This is a genomic window from Tenacibaculum lutimaris, from assembly GCF_003610735.1.
GTDB classification, from domain to species: Bacteria; Bacteroidota; Bacteroidia; order Flavobacteriales; family Flavobacteriaceae; genus Polaribacter; species Polaribacter lutimaris.
Map to the genome: position 1 here is coordinate 146,274 of NZ_RAQM01000006.1, position 25,103 is coordinate 171,376.

Sequence of the window (25,103 nt, forward strand, 5' to 3'; positions counted from 1 at the left end):
AGTAATATCCATCTGCATCAGCTACTGCGTCCCAACTAATTCCGGTACTAACACTAACATTCGTTGCTCCGTTACTTGGAAATGTGATTGTTGTACAATTCGGTGCTGTTAGTAATATTTCTGTAGTAAAACTAATTTCTGAACAACCTATAGCACTTCCTAGAGAATTGTATGGAATTACCGAAACATAAATTATGGTCGTTTCTGGTAAATCACTTGCTAGCGTGTAACTCGTTCCTGTTACTACTTCATTACTTACAATATCAGTTCCGCCTGAAGTTGTTCCTATTGACAGGTAATATCCATCTGCATCAGCTACTGCGTCCCAACTAATTCCGGTACTAACACTAACATTCGTTGCTCCGTTACTTGGAAATGTGATTGTTGTACAATTCGGTGCTGTTAGTAATATTTCTGTAGTAAAACTAATTTCTGAACAACCTATAGCACTTCCTAGAGAATTGTATGGAATTACCGAAACATAAATTATGGTCGTTTCTGGTAAATCACTTGCTAGCGTGTAACTCGTTCCTGTTACTACTTCATTACTTACAATATCAGTTCCGCCTGAAGTTGTTCCTATTGACAGGTAATATCCATCTGCATCAGCTACTGCGTCCCAACTAATTCCGGTACTAACACTAACATTCGTTGCTCCGTTACTTGGAACTGTGATTGTGGTACAATTTGGCACATTTACAACTGCATCTCCTGTAGTAAAACTTTCTTCTACACAACCTGTAGCGTCACCTACATCATTGTATGGAATTATACGAACATAATGTATTCTATTTTCTTGTAGATCTTGGGTAAAACTATACGAAGTAGTGTTTCCTACATCAATACTATTCACAACTTCTATTCCTCCTTGAGTAGTTCCTACACTTACTAAATACCCTGTTGCTTCTGCAATTTCATTCCAAGAAATATCAGTATTCAACGGAACATTCGTTGAACCATTTATAGGATTCACTAAACTTGTACAACTAGGTGCTACTGGAATAAACTCTGTTTTAAAAGATTCTTCTCCACAACTTATTGCATCTCCTTCATCGTTATAAGGAGTTATAGTTACAAAAATATCGGTGTCTTCTGGTAAGTCTACAGGTAAATCATATGTTGTACTGTTACCTACATCAATACTATTAAGAATATCTGACCCTCCAGAAGTAGTTCCTACTGTAAGCCTATACCCATCTGCATTGCTTATAACATTCCATTCTAAATTTGTACTTACAGGTATATCTGTACCGCCAGCAAGTGGTAAGGTTAAATTGGTACAATTTGGTACTGTTGATGGAGTTGTAGACAGGGTAAAACTTTCTTCTGAACAAGGTCCTACTGCATCTCCATTTTCGTTTGAAGGTACAATAGTAACATGAACTGTTTCTCCTCCTGAAAAATCTGTAGCAAATTCATAAGTGGTAGCATTTACAACAGTTTCATTTATTATGGTTCCAGATGGTTCAATTCTAATTGTTAAAGCATATTCACGTGCATACAAAACAGATTCCCAAGTTAAATTGGTATTTACAGGAACATCTGTTGCTCCATTTAAAGGAGCTATTAACTGTGTACATTCTGGAATAGGACAATCTAAGACATCACCTGTAAAAGACCATCCAAAATCATCAATCATTGATTGTCTTTCTTCTACAGCATCACAATATGGAAGAGTGTTAGCTCCTAGATTTATTCCAGGTGTTAGTGTTTGTTCAGACCATGCAATAAGCGTATTGTCATAATTTACTCTGGTAAGAGCTGTATTATCTAACATATTTTGCATGTTGGTTACACCACTAATATTCCAATCACCTAAATCTTGATTAAAAGCTGTAGCGTTATTAAACATAGCGTTCATAGATACCGTATTTAATAACCATTGGTTTAAAGATTGATTAAACAAACTTGCACCTTGAAACATTCTATCCATGTTTATCACTGCTGTTGGTCTCCAATTATTAATAGGTTGATTAAAGTTTATTGCACCATTAAACATATCTTGCATGGTGGTTACTCTCCTGATATTCCAACTTCCAATAGCACCATCAAAAGCTTTTGCTCCGTAAAACATTCCTTGCATGTTAGTTACAGATGCTACATTCCATGAATCTAAAGATTGATTAAATGATGCTGCATTTCTAAACATATCTTGCATTGTCGTTACAAAGGAAACATTCCAGTTTTTGATATCTTGATTAAAAACTAAAGCTCCATAAAACATTTCAGCCATTGTTTGGGCTTTTCCTGTATTCCATCCATTTAATGGTTTGTCGAATATTTTTGCTCCCCTAAACATAGCTTCAAAATTTGTAACCACAGCTACGTCCCAACTTTCTATATCTTGATTAAAAACAATAGCTTCTTCAAACATTGAAGGCATCAAGGTAACCGAACTCACATCCCAATTATTTAATGGTTGGTTAAACAATTCTGCTCTTTCAAACATGCTACTCATATTAGCTACAGCACTAACATCCCAATTATTTAATGGTTGATTAAAAGATTTTGCACTTTGAAACATACTAGACATGTTAACTACAGAGTTTACATCCCAACTATTTAAAGGTTGATTGAAGGCAATACTATACCTGAACATTCCAGACATATTGGTTACATTAGTAACATTCCAACTATCTATGTTTTGATTAAATTCTGAGGCAGATGAAAACATATAACTCATATTAGTTACATTACTAACATTCCAATTATCTAATGGTTGATTAAAAGATCTTGCACTTTGAAACATAGAGTTCATATCAGTAACTAAAGACACATTCCACGAATTTAGTGATTGATTAAAATCAACACATGCTAGAAACATTTCAGACATATTAGTAACATTACTTACATCCCAATTATTAAGTGGTTGGTTAAACACTTCTGTTCTTTCAAACATACTACTCATATTGATAACATTACTTACATCCCAATTATTAAGTGGTTGATTAAATACTTTTGCTCCTTCAAACATACTACCCATATTAGTAACATTACTTACATCCCAATTATTAAGATTCTGATTAAATACAACTGCACTCAGAAACATTCTTCCCATATCTGTAACATTTCCAGTATTCCAATTCCCTATATCTTGATTAAACTTTATAGCACTACCAAACATATAGTTCATGTTCGTAACATTACCCACATCCCAATTATTAAGTGGCTGATTATAAATTGAGGCTCCCCTAAACATACTACGCATGTTGGTTATATTACTTACATCCCAATCGTTAATATTTCCATTAAATTTTATACACGAACTAAACATGCTTTCCATATCCGTTACTTTACTAAGATTGGGAATATCTGTAGCCTTGTATTCCATATTTCTACAGCTTTCAAAAGCTTCATACATACTTTCCCATACTTGAGTACCCCATTGATCTATTGATAGTAGCTTATAGGAATCTCCAACGTACTCATGTTTAGGAGAGGGAAAAGTACCTATAATGCTTACTGTATAAACTCCTGGTGTAAGATATGTATGCGTAATATCTCCTGTGACATTATGGTTGTATTGTCCATCTCCCCAATCTATAGAATAATTATATGTTAGGTATTTTGGGTAACCTGAATTTGTTTCTATTTTTAATTGATTTATTGGTGTGGTAAATGAGTATGGTGATTGTATACTTGTATCGTAAGTAAGTTTAAATGCTTCTGGACTATTTACCCAACTCTCTATTACTGTAAAACTAATTTCTTGGCAACCTGTTGCTGGTCCTTCAGCGTTATACGGAACAACTGTTACATATACAGTGTCTCCTGGGCTAAATTCATTAGTAAAGTCTACTCCTACTACATTTCCTACATCTTCATTATTATATATAACCTGTGAAATCGCTCCGTTTTCTCTTCTTACACTAATTCTGTATCCTGTAGCATTAGGTGCTGGATTCCAACGAATATCGCTATTAGCAGGAACTTGTGTGTCACCTACTTTCGGCATCGTTATCTCTGTACATAATACATAAGAACAGTTTACAACATCTCCCGTTATAATCCATCCATTATTATCTATTAAGCTCTGTCTCTGGTTTAACGCATCACAATAATTAAGATTTGTTGCTCCTAAATTAACACCACTTTTTACTGTTTGTAAAGACCAAGCTGTAAGAATTTCATCATAATTTTCTTGAGAAACACCACTATTCGACAACATATTTGTCATGTTTGTAACACTAGATATGTCCCAAACTCCTATATTTTGATTAAATGAGCTAGCCTGATTAAACATATAAGACATATTTCTGGCAGCCGTGGTTACCCACATGCTTATATCTTGATTAAAGGATATAGCTCTATCAAACATATATTGAAAATTGGTAACTTTACTTACATTCCAATTGTTTAAAGGTTGGTTAAAAACTTCTGCTTGCTGGAATATGTTACTCATATTAGTAACATTGCTTACATCCCAAGTATTTAAAGGTTGATTAAAAGCTTCTGTTCTTTCAAACATGCTTTCCATAATTGTAACACCACCAATATTCCAAGTACTTATGTCTTGATTAAATATACCTGCCCCCTCAAACATTCCTCTCATATTAATAACACTACTTACATCCCAACTACCAATATCTTGGTTAAAACCTAAATTGTCACGAAACATATAACTCATATCAGTAACATTACTTACATTCCAAGTATCTATAGGTTGATTAAAAACGGTTCTCCCTAGCCATCCATCAAACATACCTGACATATTAGTAACATTACTTACATTCCAAGTATCTATAGGTTGATTAAAAGTTCGATTACTAAAAAACATTTGAGACATATCAGTAACATTACTTACATTCCAAGTGTTTAAAGGCTGATTGAATTTAGATCGACTAAATGTACCCTTCATTGTTGTAACATTACTCACATTCCAATTTTCTATTGGGTTATTAAAACTAGACTCTTTGAATGTCTCAATCATATTGGTAACGTTACTAACATTCCAGTTGTTCATGGGCTGGTTATATGCACTTGTATAATAAAAGGCACCTTGCATGTTAACAACATTCGCTACATTCCAATTATTAATATTTTGGTTGAATTTAATAGCTTTAAACAGGAAGTTTTCTAAGGTAGTTACAGATGATGTATCCCAGTTACCTATAGGCTCATTGAAGTTTTCTGCAGATCTAAAGGTGTTAGACATATCTGTTACATTAGATGTATCCCACTGATCTAAAGGTCTATTAAAAATTTCGCAATCCATAAATAATCCTGATATATTAGTTATGTTACTCATATTCCAATTATTCATAATCCCATTAAATAATGAACAACCTCTAAAAGCATTTTGTAAACTAGTAACTTGACTTAAATCTGGTGGAGTAATGGCATCAAAATTTAGATTTGAACATCCATAGAATGCATTTTCCATACTTTGCCATTGAATTGTACCCCAAGACAATATTTCAATAATTTTGTCAACGTCTCCAGTATTGTTAAAATAGATTGCAGGAAACGTACCATCTATTTTAATTGTGTAAGTTCCTTGTGTAGCATAGGTATGAGTAATATCTCCTGTTACATTTGAATCTATATTTCCATCTCCCCAGTCAACGGTATAAGAATACGTATAAGCTGAATTGGTTGGTATGGTTATTTCATTATCTGCAGAAGAACCAGTACTAACATTTGCTGTATTCCACAAAGAAGTAAATGATTGTGAAAATAATTGATTTGTTAAAACAAAAAATAGGAATATTAATCCATTTCTTGAAAAGTTATGTCTTGATTTTTTCATTTTCGCATGCTTTTTATATCGACTAAATCGTTTTAGCCTTAACATATAAAAGGTAATTGTACTAGCAAACCTATACTCCGTATAGTTACCTTAAAATTAAGATGCGCAAGATATAACTGTTCGTTATTTTAGAGGTATCACCCTAAAGAGTGGAACCTGATTTATTCATTTTTTCACGGTATTCAGTAGGGGTATAACCTGTTTGTTCTTTGAATACACGGTTAAAAGTTGTTTTACTTTTGAAACCAGAATCGTAAGCAACAGCTAGTATTTTATAATTTTTATTAGTTGGTAAACCTAACAATCTCTTTGCTTCTTCGATTCGATATGAATTAATAAGTTGATAAAAATTGGTATCAAACTCAAAAGAAAGTACTTCTGATAAATGGTGACTGCTTAATGCTAATTTTTGAGCAAAACTTGCTTGAGTTAAATCGTGATTTAAATATACTTTTTCTTCTTCAATCACCTTTGCTATTTTTTGTTTGAAAGAGATTCTATCTTCTGGAGATAATGAGGAGTTTTTGTATTTCTCTGTTATAACATTTATTCCGTCTACTTCTCTTTTTGTTTTCTTAATTGTATTTTTTTGATCATTCCTTTTTATATAAATCCAGAACAACCCTCCCAACCCAAAAACACAAAAAGTACTAAACCATAATATTGTTTTTTGCTGTTCTGACAAAAAAATTGCCGTCTCTTTTTGATCTAAAATTGCTTTTTCTTTTGCTTTTATTTCCTCTTTTAACTCGTCTGTTATTGCTTTTTTTTGGTTATTAAGAACAGCTATACGTATTTCATTGTATTTTTTCTCTGCATTTATAAAAGCTACTTTTTTATCTAATTCTTGGTACACTTTGGTAAGGTTTTCATAGCATACCATTATTATTTCTTCTATATTTTTTTCAGCAGCTATACTTAGTGCCTGATTTAAATGTTTTTCTGCCTCATTATAAGACTTCAACTTTAAATTTGCTACCCCTATATTTACCAAAAGCCATGCTTTTACTCTTGTGTTTTTTTTAAAATACTTATAATTATTGGCTTCACTTGCTGTTTCTATAGCTTTTTGGTAGGCACCTAATTTATAGTGAGAGTTACTAATATGATTTAACGATGTTAATATAATACTTTCATTACCCTTTTTTTCTGCTATTCTTTTTACCTGATTTGCATATACCAAAGATTCCTTTTCATTATCTAAAGCTGAATAACTTATTGACAAACCATTTAAAGCCCCCATTTTCATTAAATCTGGTGTCTTAGTATCTTCAGCATTTTTTAACACCTTTTTCATTGTTTCTATGCTTTTTTCATATAGCTCTACGTTATTATAGGTGTTTCCTAAATTAACCAAAACTAGTGTTTGAGTATGTTTGTCATTTGGTATTTTCTCTGCTATGATTAAAGCTTTCCTATACAATGTAATAGCCTCTACATATGCTGCTTGCATATTTAAGTTTATCGCCTGATTGACCATTGCTTTAACTTGAAAAGCTGTTAGGTTATTTTTTTTTGAAATAAAATATAATGAATCACTATAAATCTTATGTAATTTATAATTCCCTTCTTTATAGCTTTTTTGTACCAGCTTTAAATAGCGCTCAGTCTCTTCAAGATTTTCTGTAGCTTGATCTTCTAAACCATCTTGACTATAAACTTGAGTGACTACACATAAAAATAAATAAAGTGCTATTTTTTTTATCAATCTTTCCTTCTTTTAAGGTTTACATACAATTTTTACAAAATTAAGGTAATGTACAATTTTAAAAATGTTTTATTAATAAAAAACATGACCTCTTTCCATAACAAAATCAAACACTTACTTCACTTGGTAACATTCCAAAGTGATTTTTAAACGCTTTTGAAAACTGACTTAAATTAGAATACCCCATTAAAAAACCTGTTTCTGACACAGAGTAGTTACCTTGTTTTAAGGTTTCCATCGCTTTTTCCATTTTATTTTTTAAATGATATTTATACGGAGTTGTTCCTAAAACTTGTTTAAAAAGACGTTTAAACTTTGATAAACTCATTCCTGCTATACCTGAAAGATCGTTTAACAAAATTTCTTTTTCAGGGTTTGTATCTAGCACTTTTCTTACCTTCATTAACTGCTGTAAATCATTTGGATGTATATTTTGTTTACCTTCTTTTAAAGGTCTACTTCCAAAACGGATAAATAAATAATCGACTATTTGTATAACGTTAGAAATTGATGTTAACCTATTATCTTGGTTTAAATCAATTTTCTTTAATAAATCTTTGAGTTTATAATCTAAATTTTCCGATAAATATATAGGGCTTTCACAACTAAAAAAACCTCTTAAACTCTTATGATCGTCTAATACGTTTTTAAACAACCATTCTTTAGAAATAAGAATATTAAAAGCTTTTATTCTTTGGTTTTTAGGTAGTAATGCTTTTGATGCTGTGGTAGAAGAACTCAATACCATATTTACATTTTCAAAACTTTGCCTAAACGTTTTTCCTTCTGCACATCTTATTATTTCTGTATCGGACAAATAAAAATCAACTAAATAAAAATCATTTGTGTTTTTAGGTATTCGAAATAAACCTATTTCATCATGCAAAGTATAATCTATTTGTTGCGCCCATAAACCTTCTTGCACTTCTATATATTTCATTTTTCCTTTACCTAACTCTTCTTTAAGAGTAAGCTCGGTCCCTATGATTTCTATAGGTAATGTTTTACCTAACTCTGCAAAAAAATCTTTGGGTTGTGCAAGTTGATATTTTATTATTCTTTCCTTCATTTACTTATATGACGATCTCTAACATCAAAAATAATTATTTTAAAACAATCTCTTTTATCAAAAAAAAAGTGCCATAAGTTTTACAACTCCATGACACTTCTTAAAACCACAAACTTACATCCCTATTTAGTGGTAGGTTTTAAAGAATTTAAATTATTAACAATCATATATTCCAATAATACTTCTTTCGGGTAATCGTCAAACAAATTATCGGCATCAAACAAACGACGTTCTAAATCACTTAAATATAATTTGCTAAATAATTCAAGGTCTGCATCTGGTCTTATTTCTCCATTACTTTTAGCTTCTTCAAGTAACTTCATTACATCTGTTGAAACTACATCTTTAGTAATTTCTTTATAAGCATCGTACGCATTAGGATAGTACTTTTTTAACCCGAAAATAAATGACGGTTTAAATTTAACTACGTATTTAAAAATTACTTCATAAACTGCTATTACCTTATCTAAAGCTAATTCATTAGAATTAAGAATAGGTTCAACATCAATTTTAAATTCATTTATTAGCGCTTTGATACTTTCTATAATCAATTCTTCTTTGGATGAAAAACAAGTATAGATTGTTTTTTTAGATATTCCGAGTAATTCGGCTATTTCATCCATTGTAGTATGTTTACTACCAAAAGCTATAAACTTTTCTTTAGCTACATCGATAAGTTTTTTCCTATTACTCATAATAAAACAATCTTATTTCCAACCGCCTCCTAATGCTTCATATAAATTCACTACACTTAATAACTGATTTAATTTGTTATTGATAACGTTTAATTCAGCATTCAATGCACTTTCTCTTGCGGTTAATAAATCTAAATAATTTGCATATCCGTTTTTCAATAATTCTTCAGAGTTTGCTTCTGCTCTACGCAACGCTTCAACTTCATTTTTTCTATACTCGAACTTCTCTGTTTCTGCATTATAATCGAAAAGTGCATTAGAAACCTCATTTCCTGCTGTTAACAATGTTTTCTTAAAGTTTAACAACGCTTGTTCTTGTTGTGCTTTTGCTACTTCATGTTGCGTTCTAATTTTTCTTTGATTGAAAATTGGTTGAGTTAATCCGCCCACAATATTAGCAAACAACGAATTTGCACTTATCAACTCATCTAACTCTAAGCTTTGAAAACCACCATTTGCAGTTACGGTTAACGATGGATAAAAGTTACTTTTTGCTACATTAGTCATTTCAAAAGCATTGATTAAACCATATTCAGCAGCCTTTACATCTGGTCTATTACTTAATAATGTAGCCGGTACGCCAAGGTTAATAGCTGCATTAAGCTCTTGCTGATCTAACTTACTTCTTTCAATAACTACAGAAGTTCTACCTAACAATAGATTTAACGTGTTTTCTGCTTTAAAGATTGCTGCTTCTAAATCAACTTTTAAAGCTTTAGCTTTGTTATATTGAGCTATATTCTGATCTACAGCAACCTGTGTTACTTGACCTGCATTTTTCAATTCTTTAATAGTACTTACACTACTCTCTCTAGTCTCAATGGTTTGTTCTGTTATTTCTAACTGTGCATCTAACGCTACTAATTGATAATATGTAGACGCTATAGCTGAAACTAATTTTGTTTTAACCGCTTGGTGAGCTGCAACACTTTGTAAATAACCTGCTTTTCCTGCTCTTTTATTACTACGTATTTTTCCCCAGATATCTGCTTCCCATGAAAGATTAGCTGCTAAGTTAAATTGATCAAAATGATCAATATCTAAACCTGAAGCTTCTATTTGTCTTCCTACCTGACTACCTTTTGAAAAATAATTTCTTGACACAGAGCCGTTAGCACTTAAAGTAGGTAAATACCCTGCTTTACCTTGTTTCATATAAGCCTCAGCAGCTGCCATTTGTTGAATAGCCACACGAATATCAAGATTGTTTTGAAGCCCTTCATCAATATATTGCTTTAAATGAGCATCAGTAAACATATCTTTCCAAGACACATCTGCCATTGAAAGACTATCTTGTGGTAAATTATCGGTACGATACAAGTGTTCTGTTTCTTTTAGTTCAGGACGAGCGTAGTCTTTTGCTACAAAACAACTTTGTAAGGTTGTAGCCATTACGACTACAACCAAGGTTTTATTTATAAGTTTCATAATTAATCTTCTTTAGTTTCAACAACAGCTGGCTTACTTGATACTTTTTCTTGTAACCATTGGAAAAGGATGAATAAAATAGGGATTACAAATACTCCTAAAATTGTACCAATTAACATTCCTCCTGCTGCTCCTGTTCCGATAGAATTGTTTCCTTCTGCTCCTACTCCTTTTGCTAATACTAATGGCATTAACCCTAAGATAAAAGCAAATGATGTCATTAAAATTGGACGTAAACGTGCTTTTGCTCCATGAATAGCCGCATCTACTATACTTTCACCGTTTTTCCTTCTTTGTACTGCGAATTCTACAATAAGAATTGCATTTTTTGCCAAGAGTCCTACCAGCATAATCAGTGCAATTTGGAAGTAAATATTGTTTTCTAAGCCCATTACTTTTGTTGAGAAGAATGCTCCGAAAACCCCTAAAGGTAACGAGAAGATTACTGCTAATGGTAAAATATAACTTTCATATTGCGCTGCTAGTAAAAAGTAAACAAAAACAAGAACTAATAAGAAAATTACAACTGTTTGGTTACCCGCACTTACCTCTTCACGAGATAAACCAGAATAAGCAACATCATAATTACTTGGTAAGTTTTTAATTTCTTCGTTTACAATAGCTATCGCATCACCTGTACTATATCCTGGGTTTGCTGCTCCGTTAATTTTTGTTGAGTTATATAAATTAAAACGTGTTACTGATTGTGGACCATACACTCTTTTTAATTTTACAAACTGTGTTATTGGAGCCATTTCTCCACTACCCGTTTTTATATACAATTCATTTAATGAATTAGCATCGCTACGATCTTCTGGTAATGCTTGAACATATACACGGTATTGTTTACCAAACCTTGCAAAGTCAGCTGCATAAACCCCTCCAATATATCCTTGTAAGGTTGAGAAAATACTACTTATAGAAACTCCGTATTTTTTAGCTAACGGTACATCAATATCTAATTCATATTGAGGATATTTTGTATTGAATGATGATTGCCCATACTGAATTTCTGGATGTTTCATCAAATTCCCAATAAACTGTTGTGTTGTCTTATCTAAATCTTCAAAACTTCCTCCTGATTTATCTAATAAGTTTACTTCAAATCCTCCTGAAAGACCAAAACCTGGAATACTAGGTGGGGCGAAGAAAATAATATTAGCATCAGGAATTGTAGCTGCAACACCAAACAGTTTACCAATAATAGCATTAGCTGATTGATCATCTGCCTCTCTCTTATCCCAATCTTCTAACTTCACGAAACCTAAACCGTAATTGGTTCCTGCTCCACTAATTAAACTTCTACCATTAATTACCGTTACTCCTCTAACTCCAGGAATTTCTTTTGCTTTCTTATACATTTCCTGTGTTACCACATTTGTTCTATCCATAGAAGCACCTGCTGGTAACTCTACGTTCATAAAGATAATACCACGATCTTCACTAGGAACAAATCCTGTAGGCGTTGTATTAGCAGCCCACCAAATTCCTACTCCTGAAAGAACTAATATTAATCCTGTTACCCATTTATTTTTATATAAAAAGGCTAATGATCTTCCATAACGTTCTGTCGTAGCATTGAATCCTGCATTAAATCGGTCATAAAACTTTTGTAAAAAACTTTTGTTTTCATCTTCATGATCATCATGCCCTTTTAAGAATAAAGCACACAGCGCTGGACTTAACGTTAATGCGTTTACTGCCGAAATTAAAATTGCCACAATAAGTGTAATACCAAACTGCTCGTAGAATACTCCTGTTGGTCCTTGAATAAAGGTTACAGGAATAAATACCGCTGCCATTACTAAAGTAATCGAAATAATTGCTCCTGAAATTTCATGCATTGCATCTAAGGTAGCTGCTTTTGCATCTGTAGCTCCTTCATCTATTTTAGCATGTACCGCTTCAACAACTACGATTGCGTCATCTACCACAATACCAATTGCTAATACTAATGCGAATAATGTTAGGAGATTAATCGAATATCCGAATAAGTTTAAGAAAAAGAACGTACCTACAATTGCTACTGGTACTGCAATTGCCGGAATTAACGTTGAACGGAAATCTTGTAAGAAAATAAATACTACTAAGAATACTAATAAGAAAGCTTCTATTAACGTATTTCTTACCTTATTCATTGAAGCTGTTAAGAAGTTATTTGTATCGTAATTAATCTCGTATTTAATCCCCTCAGGAAAATCTTGTGATAAACGATTTAATTCTAACTTAATATTTTCAATAATTTCTTGTGCGTTAGATCCTGCTGTTTGATAAACTCCCATGTTTACAGAAGGGTGTCCTTCAGTAAAACCAAAAGAATCGTATCCTTGTGCATCTAATTCAACCTTAGCTACATCTTTTAATCGTAAATACTCTCCGTTATCTAATGCTTTTATAATGATATTTTCGTACTGATTTTCTGTTTTAAAGCGTCCGCTATATTTAATATTGTACGAAAATGCTTGTCCGTCGTTTTGTCCTAATGAACCTGCAGAAGCCTCTAAACTTTGCTCTCTTAAAGCAGCTGTAACTTCGGTTGGAACTAAATTATACGCTGCTAATTTTTCTGGTTTTAACCATATACGCATAGCGTAATCTTGGTTAGAGAACACATTTACATTACCTACACCATTTACCCTTTGAAGTGCTGGTATAACATTAATTTTTAAATAGTTTTGAACAAAAGTAGCGTTATAATCTTCGTTTTCAGAATATACTGATAAGAACATTAACGCCGATGTTTGTTGCTTTTGAGTTGTTACCCCTGTTTGAATTACCTCTTGTGGTAATAAAGGGTTTGCTCTAGCAACACGGTTTTGTACGTTTACTGCAGCAATATCCGGATCAGTATTTTGATCAAAATATACTGTAATGTTTGCTGTACCATTATTAGATGCAGAAGAAGTCATATAAGTCATTCCTTCTACCCCGTTAATTTGTTCTTCTATGGGAATGATAACACTTTCTAAAATGGTTTCAGCACTCGCACCAGGATAAACTGCATTTACCTGAATGGTAGGCGGTGCAATATCTGGATATTGTTCAACAGGTAAAGTTGTGTACCCTAAAACACCCAGAATAACTATGATAATCGAAATAACGGTAGATAATACCGGTCTTTCTATAAATGTTTTTAACATAATTTACTGATCTAAAATATTATTGAAATAGGGGTTTAATAGGCTTTACAATACTATCGAAAGCCACCTTTTGTGGTTGAACAGGCATTCCGTTTCTTAACTTACCAATACCTTTAACTACAATTAAATCGTCCTTTTTTATACCTGAACCAACAACATATAACATTTCGCTTTTATCTTTAACAGTAATTAAAGTTGAATTTGCTGTATTGTTTTCTCCTACACTGTAAACATAAGTTTGTCCTTGTTGCTCATAAGTAGCTGATTGTGGCACTACTAAAGCTTCTTCATACAATTTAGGTATTTTAATTGTTCCACTATTTCCATTAGTTAATAACCTGTTAGGATTATCAAAAACAGCTCTAAAACTCACTGTACCTGTCTTAGCATCAATTTGACCTGTAACAGTTTCAATCGTTCCTTTTTCTTCATAAGCTTGCCCGTTAGCTAAAACTAATTCTACCTTAGGAAAATTCTTAATTTTTTCTTGTAGATTTTTACCTTCTGTTTGCTGAAGAAAATTTAAATATTCTGTTTCATTCATAGAAAAGTATGCAAACACTTTTTTAATACTTGCTACAGTAGTTAACGGTTTTGCACTAGTAGCACTTACAAGAGAACCTTCTCTGTAAGGAATTGCTCCTACATAACCATCTACAGAACTTCTTACTGTAGCATAACCTATATTTGCCACCACACTATTATAAGCACTTTTAGCTTGCGCCAACTTTGCTTTTGCCGTTTCTAATTGAACTGGACTTATAATATTTTTCTCTACTAAAGGCTTTAGTTTTTCTACCTCAACTTGTGCAGCGTTAACATTTGCTTTTGCTGCTCCTGCATCTTGGCTTAACGATTGTGTTTCTAGTTTGAATAAAGTTTGACCTCTTCTTACTTTTTGCCCTTCATCTACCAAAACTTTTTGGATATAACCCGAAACTTTAGCTCTTACTTCACTATTGACAGTACCTTCAATAGTTGTTGGATAACTTGTATATGCTGTAACATTTTTTTGAGGAACAGCTACAACTGCTAAAGGCAAAGCTCTTTGTTGGTTGGCAGCCTGTTGTTGCTCTTTCTTACAGCTTGTAAAAGCCATAGCAACAATACCAAGCATAGTAATACCGTATATTCTTGTTTTTTTCATTTTTTTATAATTAGTGTTTGTGGTTTACAATTGTTTCTTTCAATTTGATAATAGATGTTATTGCTCCATCTAAAAATTCGATAAAACTATCGTGAAAACCTAATTCAAATTGGTTTTCTTCTTCTAAAGTTTCATTAGCTTCTTCTTTATAAGCCTTTATTTCTATATGTAATTGCTTCTCTCCTTTCCATTCTTCAACCATGTCACTAATCCCCTGAAGCATTGTATCTTTATTTAAAACAAAATACTTTTTTCTATCTCCTGTCTTAGTAAAGTAATTCACCTTTTTTAAATCTTGTAAGTGGTTAAGGTGTGTTGATATTGTGCTTTTACTCGCGCAAAGACCAGATACTAGGTCTTCAAAAGTTGTCCCTTGTTTTCCTGTTAAAATGATATGTGAAAAAATTCTTGCAGCTACAGGAGCCATTTGTTCTTTTTTCTCTATAAAGATCCCTAGCTTTTCAACTAATTCACATTTTCTCTTTTCTACTTGATTCATCTTCATTTAAAAATTTACTTTGCAAAAATAAGTTTAGTTCGGAACAAACCGAACTAAACGAAGTTAAAAAATTGTTAAATAGTTTTTTAACAAAGATGATATGTATTTGTTTTCAGTATTTTACTTCACTACTTTTAAAAATGAGATGGTTTCTATCCCTTCTTTATTGTAAAATTTTAGTGAATCGCCTTTGACTTTAAAACTAACTGAACTTTGTAACATTTTAAGATAATCAGCACCAACTTGCATATCTCTACACATTTTTTGTGTAGCTGCTATCTGCCCTATTACAATTTTACTTTCTGAGATTTTATTAATCTGGGCTGTATAATTGTTACACCCATTATTTCCAGACAATATCATTTCATCTAATGAAATATTTATACGAGGAGTTTTTACCATTCGATTAATCGGAGCTCCTTCTATTCTAGTAGCAATCCAATTTCCACCCAACGAAACTTCTAATTCTTTTTTAGCTGATTTTGTGAAAGATACGATTTTTTTTCCTTCTTTATTAAAGAAAATCAAGTTGTTCCCTTTAATTAAATAGGTATTTATTTCTCCTAAAGCTTTATTATAACTATTGGCTACATCCATTATAAAACACATTCTTCTAGTAGTTGCCACTGTTTTAATTTTTAAACTTTGTGAGGTAACATTTGATATTTGACCTGTATAATTATTACAACTATCATTTCCTGAAACTCTATTTTTATTTAAGTCAATCGTTAAACTTGGAGCATTTGTTGTTTCATTAAACTCTTTATTATACAAACTTGTAACATTCCATTCTCCAGCTAAATAAGTTCTGATGTCTACATGACTCTCAATTTTTTCAATAAACGTATACATTAAACTAGAGGCATCTGCTGGTACATCTTTAGCGTTTAATCGTTCTACTCTCACTTTTATTTTCTGAAGCATTCCTTCTTCAAAAGTAAATCCTTCAATAGGGGCATAAAAAAATTCCCAAGTCGCATCCGCAATATTATTTCCTTTATAAATATTTAAGCAATTCATCTTGCCAGCACCAGCACTACATTCTGTTTTTATACCACTTACCCAAAACACCTCTTCTGTATTTTTTGCATTCTTTAAACTACCACATGATTGCAACACTAATGAAACAATTATTGGTAAAAACAAACTCACTTTTTTCATCTTACTTATCTTATTTACAGTATTAATAATCTTTACAAAATTAAGCCTCGAAAAACCATACAACTACTCCTCAAGGATTATCAATTACCCCCAAACGTTCAAAAAGTAAGCCAACATAAAAAAATCAAAACTCATTCATTTTAAAAAAAACAAACAAACACCATATAAAAAACATAAAAATCAACTTATTAACATGTAATTTGATTTATTTTTAAAAAAATCTTATATTCACAAGCAGTTACGAAATTAAGTTTGTTTAAAACAAGCTAAAAAAACACAAACTTATTCGTAATAATTCTCCTTAAAATTAAAAGGACATATTACTGTATATTATTAAATATATACTGTTGAAATTCGGCTTTAATCTATTTTAATGATTCAGCCAGCTATGATATTTGTTTTTTTTAAAATTTAAGTCCCTCAGCTATGAGTTTTTACTTCATTCTTTTCAAAAAGGGTTGATACAAACGTAAAGTTTTTCAATCTTAAAAGTCTTTTTTACCATTTTAAATAATGCGTTGCTCAACTCAGTAAACAAACCACTAATATACTTACTGAGTGGTACCTGATTTTTTTTGCATCCAATTATCAACTATTATGAGAAAAACTACTCATGCACTTTTAGTGCCTTTAAAATTTTGCTTACAAGTAAAATTCGTCGTGATATGTATTTTTTTATTCACAAACCATTCTTTTTCTAACACTAATAACAACTACAAAAAACTTAACTATTATTCACCTCCTATTACAGTTCCTTGTAACACAGAAGAACCCGTTGCAATCACCTCATCCACCTTTACCGACTTAACCACATCAAGTGATACAAGTGGTTTTTGTTTGTTAGGATGCGGAATTTCTAATCTTAACAATTTAACAGATTCCGATCTTACAAACTACACTACTGTATCCACATTGCTAGGATTAGGAGTAACCCATACAATTACAGCAACCGATGAAACAACCGATGAATATTTTGAAGCTGGAAGTTATGCTGGTTTTTTAATAGAAAATAGTTCTGTTGCTCAAATAGATTTACTCGGTTCAATCACCATAAGAACTTATCTAAACGGTACTGAACAAGAAACAAGTTCTGGAAATTCATTGGTAACATTAGATAGCTCTCTACTTAATAATGATCAATTCTATGTAGGCTTTTATACAACTTTAGATTATGATAGTATTGAAATTTCCGCTACTAGTTTAGCTGGTATTGCATCAAGCACTAATATTTATTATCCTGTTACTAACAGTTTTTGCGTTGGTCCTACTTTAGAGTCCAATACCCCTACTGTACTAAACAAACCTGATTTTCCTGCTCGTATTGTTGATGAACGTACTGGAATGGGAGGTCTTCTAAATGTTGGTACTGTTACAAACACCAATTCAGCAATTGATTCAAACAGTAACACATACGCTAGTATTGATTTTACCCTAGGAGTTATAGCTACTGGTAGTATTTCAATAAAAGATGAATTAACAAATTATCTTGCACAAATTTATGTAGGTTTTGATATTGAAAATGCATCTGTTTTAAATCTAGAACTACTTGATGGAATTACCATAACAACTTATTTAGATGGAGTTCTACAAGAAGTTAAAACAGGAAGCTCTGAACTACTATCCGTAGACAGCGGCTTGTTATTTACTGGAACTGAACGTTCTCAAGTAGGTTTTGTTACTTCATTACCTTTTGATGAAGTTCAATTATCCATTCAACAGACTCTTTCTTTAGATTTAGGAAGCACTAGAGTTTATGGTCTCATATTAGAAGCTTTTAGTGAGGGTGATTTAAACTGTGATACAGCTACGTTATTAAATAATCCTTCTCAACCTGTAATAATTAATAACACAAACACTGGTGTAAACGGAGTAGCTTGTGTAGCTTGTGAAGTAGATAACGCAACAAATATTATTAGCGAAAGTGAATCTGACTTTGCTATGATAAATGTAACTGCTGGTGTTGCAAGCACAGCTTCTATTTCAGTTGAAAATGTACTAAGTAATTTTCCTTCTGGAAGTTCTGCAGGTTTTGTTATTAGGGATACAAATGACCTTTTACAATTAGATTTATTAAACTCTCTAACTATAACAACATATTTAGATGGTTCAGTACAAGAAACACAATCTGGAAATAATTTACTAGCTCTTGAAGCATTGGGGTTAATAAATATAACTCCATCTACAACTAATGGTTTTTATTTAGTAGGATTTTCTACTTCACTTGAATACGATGAAGTTCAGCTTACTGTCAGTTCACTCGCTGCTACTATTAATAGTATAGAAGTTTATGGTAGCTATGTAGACAATTCAATAAAAATATCTGGAAGTACAATAAAAGAAACATCTATAGGAGCTTCAGATGGAAGTATTTCTCTATCTGTATCTGGAGGAACACCTCCTTACACCTATCTATGGAGTCCTGGAGGTCAAACATCTTCTTCTATTTCTGGTTTAACCCAAGGAAGCTACAATGTAACAGTAACAGATGCTAACGAGTGTCAATCTACAGCAGAATATATTATTTTTACTGATGGTGTACAATATCCTATTCCTTGTAATACAGAAAATCCTGTAGCTATAACAAATGATAATTTTACAGATTTAACAGTAGGTGAAAATACTTCTGGACTCTGTGTAGTAGGCTGTGGAATTTCAGACGCTAATAATATTATAGATACCGACCCTTCTAGCTTTGCTTCTGTATCAACGCTTGTTGGTCTTGGAGTAACACATACTTTAACAGTAACAGATAATACAGCTAGTGAGTTTATCGAATCAGGTGGTTACGCAGGTTTTTTGATAGAGAATACTTCCTTGCTTCAAGCCGATCTTTTAAATGCCATTACAATAACAACTTATCTTGATGGAACACAGCAAGAAACGAATACAAGTACTTCCTTACTAACTTTAGATAGTCCTATTTTAGGAGACGATCAATTTTACGTTGGCTTTTACACCTCAATGAATTATGATGCCGTTGAAATCTCAATTTCAAGTTTAGCTGGAGTAGCATCAACAACAAACATTTATGCAGCTGTAACAAATAGATTTTGTGAAGGACCTGAATTAACTTGTAACACGGCTACTCAACTTACCAAACCAAACTTTCCTGTTAGAGCTGTAGAGGAGCATACAGGAAATGGAGGGCTTTTAACACTGGGAAGCGTTAACAACATTAACAATGCTATCGATTCTGACACTTCAAACTATGCTTCTATAAACTTATTAGCTGGGGTAGCAGGTACAGCATCTATAGCTTATAAAAACGAAATTACCAATTATGCCGCTGATACTTTTGCTGGTTTTAATATTGAAAACACCTCTCTTCTAAACACTCAATTGTTTGACGCCATTACTATTTCAACTTATTTAGATGGAGTACTTGTTGAATCAAAAACAGGTGCAACTGAGTTACTTCCTATATATTCTGGATTATTATTAACAGGAAGTCAATCTGTACGATTAGGATTCATAACCACAGCCCCCTTTGACGAAGTACAACTTTCTATAACACAAACTCTTTCTTTAAATTTAGGTAGTACCCGAATTTATGGAATGGTACTTCAATCTTTCTGCCCAGGAACAATTAATTGTGATGAACCTTACGTAATATCAAACCCCAGTAATTCGGTTATTATTAACAACGAAAATACAGGAACCGATGGTGTTGCTTGTATTGCTTGCGAAGTTGACAATGCCGTAAATGTTATATCTGAAGACAATTCTGATTATGCTCTTATAAACATTGTAGCTGGTGTAGCAGGAAGTGCTTCAATTTCAGTTCAAGATGTACTTGTTGATTACCCTGCTGGTACACAAGCTGGATTTGTGATTAGAGATACAAATGATTTACTTCAAGCAGACTTGTTAAATACACTCACCATCACAACTTATCTTGATGGCGTTCAACAAGAGCAACAAACAGCAAACAACCTACTCGCTATTGAAGCTCTAGGTTTAGTAAATATTACTCCAACTAGCACAGATAGTTTTTATGTTGTAGCTTTTGACACTAGCACTAGTTTTGATGAAGTTCAATTAACTGTAAACTCATTAGTTGCAGCAGTAAACTCAATTGAAGTTTACGGTGGATATATTGATGCTACTAGTACATCTTTTTGTCAACAAGCAGATATTGCTTTATTGAAAGAAGGTGTTTTTAATGACCTAGATAATGACGGATGTGCAAATCCAGGTGAAACAATTACATATACTTATACCGTAACCAATACAGGCAATGTTAGCATTACAAACGTTGAATTAACAGACCCTATTTCTCCTTCTCCTTTAACATTAGACTCTGGTGATACTGATGGTGATAACGAACTAGATGTTGACGAAACATGGATATACTCACTAGACTATATTATTACTCAAGACGATATTGACAATGGTTCTGTTACTGGTCAAGCTACTGTAACTGGAGTGAGCGCAGGAGGAACTAACGTAAGTGATCTATCTGACGATAACAGCATATTAGAAGACGATCCAACTATAGTTAGTTTATGCCAAACTGAAGATATAGCACTGATTAAACAAGGTACAATTAATGATGAAAACGGTGATGGTTGTAGCGATGATGGAGAAACTATAACTTTTTTCCTTTCTGTAATAAACACAGGAAACACAACACTAAATTCGGTAGTAGTAATCGACCCCTTAATATCAGTCTCTTACAGTTCAGGAGACACTGACTCAGATAATGAATTAGATGTTGATGAAGTGTGGATATACACAGGGGCTTATATTATTACTCCGCCTGATATCGCAAATACATCTGTAGAAAATCAAGCAACTGTACAAGCAAGTACCGTTTCCGGAGGTACAGTAACTGATGCATCAGACGACAACAGTGTTCTAGAGGATGACATAACATCTATTGATTTATGTCAAGCACCAGATATCGCCATTGTTAAGACAGCTACTTTTAACGATGAAAATTCAGATGGGTGTAGTAATGTTGGTGAAACTATAACGTATACAATGGCAGTTACCAACCAAGGAAATACTGGTTTAGTAAATGTAACTGTAAATGATCCTCTACTAGGTGGAGTTGTTACTCTAGATTCAGGAGATTTAAACACCAACAATACACTTGATATAGGTGAAATATGGATTTATACTGCTGATTACGCCTTAACACAAGTAAATATTGATACTGGATCAATTACTAATCAAGCTACAGCTAGTGGAGAATCATCACTAGGCGTAATTGTTACAGATTTATCTGATGACAATAGTGTACTTGAAGATGACCAAACACAAACTACATTGTGTCAATCCGATGGTGTTGCACTTATTAAGACAGCCACTTTCAATGACGAAAATACTGATGGTTGTAGTGATATTGGTGAAACAATAACTTATAACTTTACACTAACCAACACAGGAAATACAAGCATTACAAATGTTGTTCTAACCGACCCTATGCTTGGTGGTACAATTCCTCTTGTATCTGGTGACACTGACAATGACAATCAACTTGACACTAATGAAACTTGGAATTATTCTGCAAGTTATACTATTACACAATCTGATATTGATAACGGTTCTGTAAACAACCAAGCAACTGTTACAGGTACAAGTATCAGTGGTAATAATGTAATTGACTTATCTGATAATGATAGTATACTTGAAGACAATCAAACACAAACTACATTGTGTCAATCCGATGGTATTGCACTTATTAAAACAGCTACTTTCAATGACGAAAATACAGATGGTTGTAGTAACATAGGGGAAACAATAACTTATAATTTTACACTTACAAACACTGGTAATACCACTATTACGAATGTGGTACTTACTGACCCAATGCTTGGTGGTACAATTACTCTTGCATCTGGTGACAATGACAGTGACAATCAACTTGATATTAATGAAACTTGGAGTTATTCTGCTAGTTACACCGTTACTCAAGCTAACATTGATAATGGTTCAGTTAATAATCAAGCAACTGTTACAGGTACAAGTATTAGCGGTAATAATGTAAGTGACTTATCTGATAATGATAGTATTCTTGAAGACGATCAAACACAAACTACATTGTGTCAATCCGATGGTATTGCACTTATTAAAACAGCTACTTTCAATGACGAAAATACAGATGGTTGTAGTGATATTGGTGAAACGATAACTTATAACTTTACGCTTACAAATACAGGAAACACTACTATTACAAATGTAGTGCTTACTGACCCAATGCTTGGTGGTACAATTACTCTTGCATCTGGTGATACCAATAACGACAATCAACTTGACACTAATGAAACTTGGAATTATTCTGCTAGTTACACCATTACTCAATCTGATATTGATAACGGTTCTGTAAACAACCAAGCAACTGTTACAGGTACAAGTATCAGTGGTAATAATGTAAGTGACTTATCTGATAATAATAGTATACTTGAAGATGATCAAACACAAACTACATTGTGTCAATCAGATGGTATTGCACTTATTAAAACTGCTAATTTTAATGACGAAAATACAGATGGTTGTAGCGATGTAGGAGAAACAATAACTTACAATTTTACATTAACCAATACAGGGAGTACAAGTATTACAAATGTAATTCTAACTGACAACATGCTTGGAGGTACTATAACACTAGCTTCAGGGGACACAGATAACGACAACCAACTTGATGCTAACGAAACTTGGATTTATACGGCCAATTATAATATTACATTAAATGATATTATTACAGGTTCTGTTAGTAATCAAGCAACCGTTACAGGTGTAAGTATTAACGGTAAAGATGTAAGTGATTTATCAGATGATAATAGTATTCTTGAAGATGATCAAACACAAACTATCTTATGTCAATCGAGTAATATTTCCCTTGAAAAAACAAGTACTTTCAACGATTCTAACGGAGATGGTTATGCTAACTTAGGAGAAACCATTACATATAATTTCACTATTTACAACACTGGAGCTTTAACGCTATATAATATTACCTTACAAGATAATCTTCCTGGTGTTTTAATAAATGGTGGATCTATCTCTCAATTGTCTCCTGGTGGTATAGATAACACAACTTTTACAGCTACTTATACCATAACCCAACAAGATTTAGACAATGAAATGGTAACAAATCAAGCATTGGTAACTGCAGAAGACCTCTCTGGAAATCAGGTTACCGATACTTCAGATGATCCAGAAAACCTGGACAATATTGACCCAGATAATGATGGTGATCCTGATGATCCAACAATAACTGATTTACCAATAGAGGATATTGAATTTGAAATTTTCAATGCTATGTCTCCTGACGAAGATGGTTCAAATGATTTCTTTAGAATTAACGGTATAGAAAACTACCCTAATAATAATCTTAAAATTTTTAATAGATGGGGTGTTTTAGTTTATCAAACTGATGCTTATGGTATTAACGGAAATGTATTCAGAGGAATGTCAGAAGGACGTGCTACAGTTAGTAAAGAACAAAAACTACCAACAGGTACTTATTTCTATATACTCACACGGTGGGATTCTGACCAAGAAGCTATGACTAACAAAGGGTATTTATACCTAAAAAGAAATTAAAAACCCCGAAATCTAATGAAACATTTTTCTATATTACTCTTAATAATTGCTAGTGTAAATGTGTGTTTTTCTCAACAAGATGCACAATACACACAATACATGTATAACACTCAAATTATAAACCCTGGTTATATTGGCTCAAAAAACGCTCTTGGTTTTGGTTTGTTATACAGAACACAATGGGCGGGGTTTGACGGAGCGCCCAATACTGGAACCTTTACTTTTAATACTCCTTTAGGGTTACTTAAACGAAACGCAATAGGACTCTCTATTGTTAACGATCGAATAGGTCCTTCTAACGAAACAGGTATTACAATAGACTATGCGTATTCTCTTTTATTGTCAGGAAATTCAAGAATATCGTTCGGTATTAAAGGAGGATTAAGCATACTCGATGTAGACTATACTAAACTTAATATTTATGATGAAAATGATTGGCAATTTGCAGAAAATATTGATAAGAAAGTCCAACCCCAAATAGGTGCTGGTATTTATTATAACGATGACAAACTCTATCTTGGATTATCAGTACCTAATTTCTTTAATTCAAAACATTACAATGCTAATAACACTAATAATAGTAATGAAGATGCTATTGCAATAGAGCGCTTGCATTACTTTTTTATAGCAGGGTATGTTTTTGATATTAATGAGAGCATACGGTTTAAACCCGCAACCATGCTTAAATGGGTTAACGGGTCTCCATTTCAAGTTGATGTTTCTGCCAATTTTTTATTCAACAATAAATTTACCTTAGGAGCTTCTTATAGATGGGATGCCGCAATTAGCGCCATGGCAGGATTTCAAATTTCAGAACAATTTTTCTTAGGAGTGGGCTATGATTTTCAAACTACCGATATACAAGATCATAGTAATGGTTCCTATGAGTTTTTCTTAAAGTTTGACCTTTTTAACAATCCTGAACGCATACTCACCCCAAGGTTCTTCTAAATTCA

The 25,103-nt window shown here is 32.7% G+C and carries 11 protein-coding genes; 2 read left to right on the forward strand and 9 right to left on the reverse strand.

Annotated features, from left to right (window positions below; translation table 11 throughout):
• From C8N26_RS00795 to C8N26_RS00835, 9 genes are all read right to left on the reverse strand, one after another.
• Window positions 1-5,749, reverse strand: a 5,749-nt coding sequence (locus C8N26_RS00795; protein WP_170141611.1) for a BspA family leucine-rich repeat surface protein, incomplete at its 3' end; no start/stop codon positions are given.
• A 142-nt stretch (window positions 5,750-5,891) separates the two neighbouring features.
• Window positions 5,892-7,457 (reverse strand): AraC family transcriptional regulator, encoded by a 1,566-nt coding sequence (locus C8N26_RS00800; RefSeq protein ID WP_120185627.1) that lies wholly within the window; start codon window positions 7,455-7,457, stop codon window positions 5,892-5,894.
• 106 nt (window positions 7,458-7,563) lie between these two features.
• Window positions 7,564-8,526, reverse strand: coding sequence for a helix-turn-helix domain-containing protein (locus C8N26_RS00805; RefSeq protein ID WP_120185628.1), 963 nt, complete (start codon window positions 8,524-8,526; stop codon window positions 7,564-7,566).
• A 122-nt stretch (window positions 8,527-8,648) separates the two neighbouring features.
• A complete protein-coding gene (locus C8N26_RS00810; protein WP_120185629.1) occupies window positions 8,649-9,221 on the reverse strand; it encodes a TetR/AcrR family transcriptional regulator in 573 nt (190 codons plus the stop codon).
• 12 nt (window positions 9,222-9,233) lie between these two features.
• Complete coding sequence (locus C8N26_RS00815; RefSeq protein ID WP_120185630.1) at window positions 9,234-10,649, reverse strand: efflux transporter outer membrane subunit; 1,416 nt, start codon at window positions 10,647-10,649, stop codon at window positions 9,234-9,236.
• 2 nt (window positions 10,650-10,651) lie between these two features.
• Window positions 10,652-13,789, reverse strand: a complete 3,138-nt coding sequence (locus tag C8N26_RS00820; protein ID WP_120185631.1) for an efflux RND transporter permease subunit — start codon at window positions 13,787-13,789, stop codon at window positions 10,652-10,654.
• Between the two features lie 19 nt (window positions 13,790-13,808).
• Window positions 13,809-14,936: an efflux RND transporter periplasmic adaptor subunit gene (locus C8N26_RS00825; protein WP_120185632.1), complete on the reverse strand. Its 1,128-nt coding sequence runs from the start codon at window positions 14,934-14,936 to the stop codon at window positions 13,809-13,811.
• A 10-nt stretch (window positions 14,937-14,946) separates the two neighbouring features.
• Entirely contained in the window at window positions 14,947-15,441 is a 495-nt protein-coding gene (locus tag C8N26_RS00830) for a GbsR/MarR family transcriptional regulator (protein WP_028891279.1), read from the reverse strand.
• A 114-nt stretch (window positions 15,442-15,555) separates the two neighbouring features.
• The gene (locus C8N26_RS00835) at window positions 15,556-16,596 is read right to left on the reverse strand and encodes an META domain-containing protein (RefSeq protein WP_120185633.1); all 1,041 of its coding nucleotides are present in this window, start codon (window positions 16,594-16,596) and stop codon (window positions 15,556-15,558) included.
• Between the two features lie 597 nt (window positions 16,597-17,193).
• Here C8N26_RS00835 and C8N26_RS00840 point away from each other — a divergent pair.
• Window positions 17,194-24,147, forward strand: coding sequence for a DUF7507 domain-containing protein (locus tag C8N26_RS00840; RefSeq protein WP_120185634.1), 6,954 nt, complete (start codon window positions 17,194-17,196; stop codon window positions 24,145-24,147).
• 15 nt (window positions 24,148-24,162) lie between these two features.
• On the forward strand, window positions 24,163-25,098 hold the full coding sequence (locus C8N26_RS00845; protein ID WP_120185635.1) for a PorP/SprF family type IX secretion system membrane protein: 936 nt from the start codon (window positions 24,163-24,165) through the stop codon (window positions 25,096-25,098).
• The last annotated feature ends 5 nt before the right edge of the window (window positions 25,099-25,103 follow it).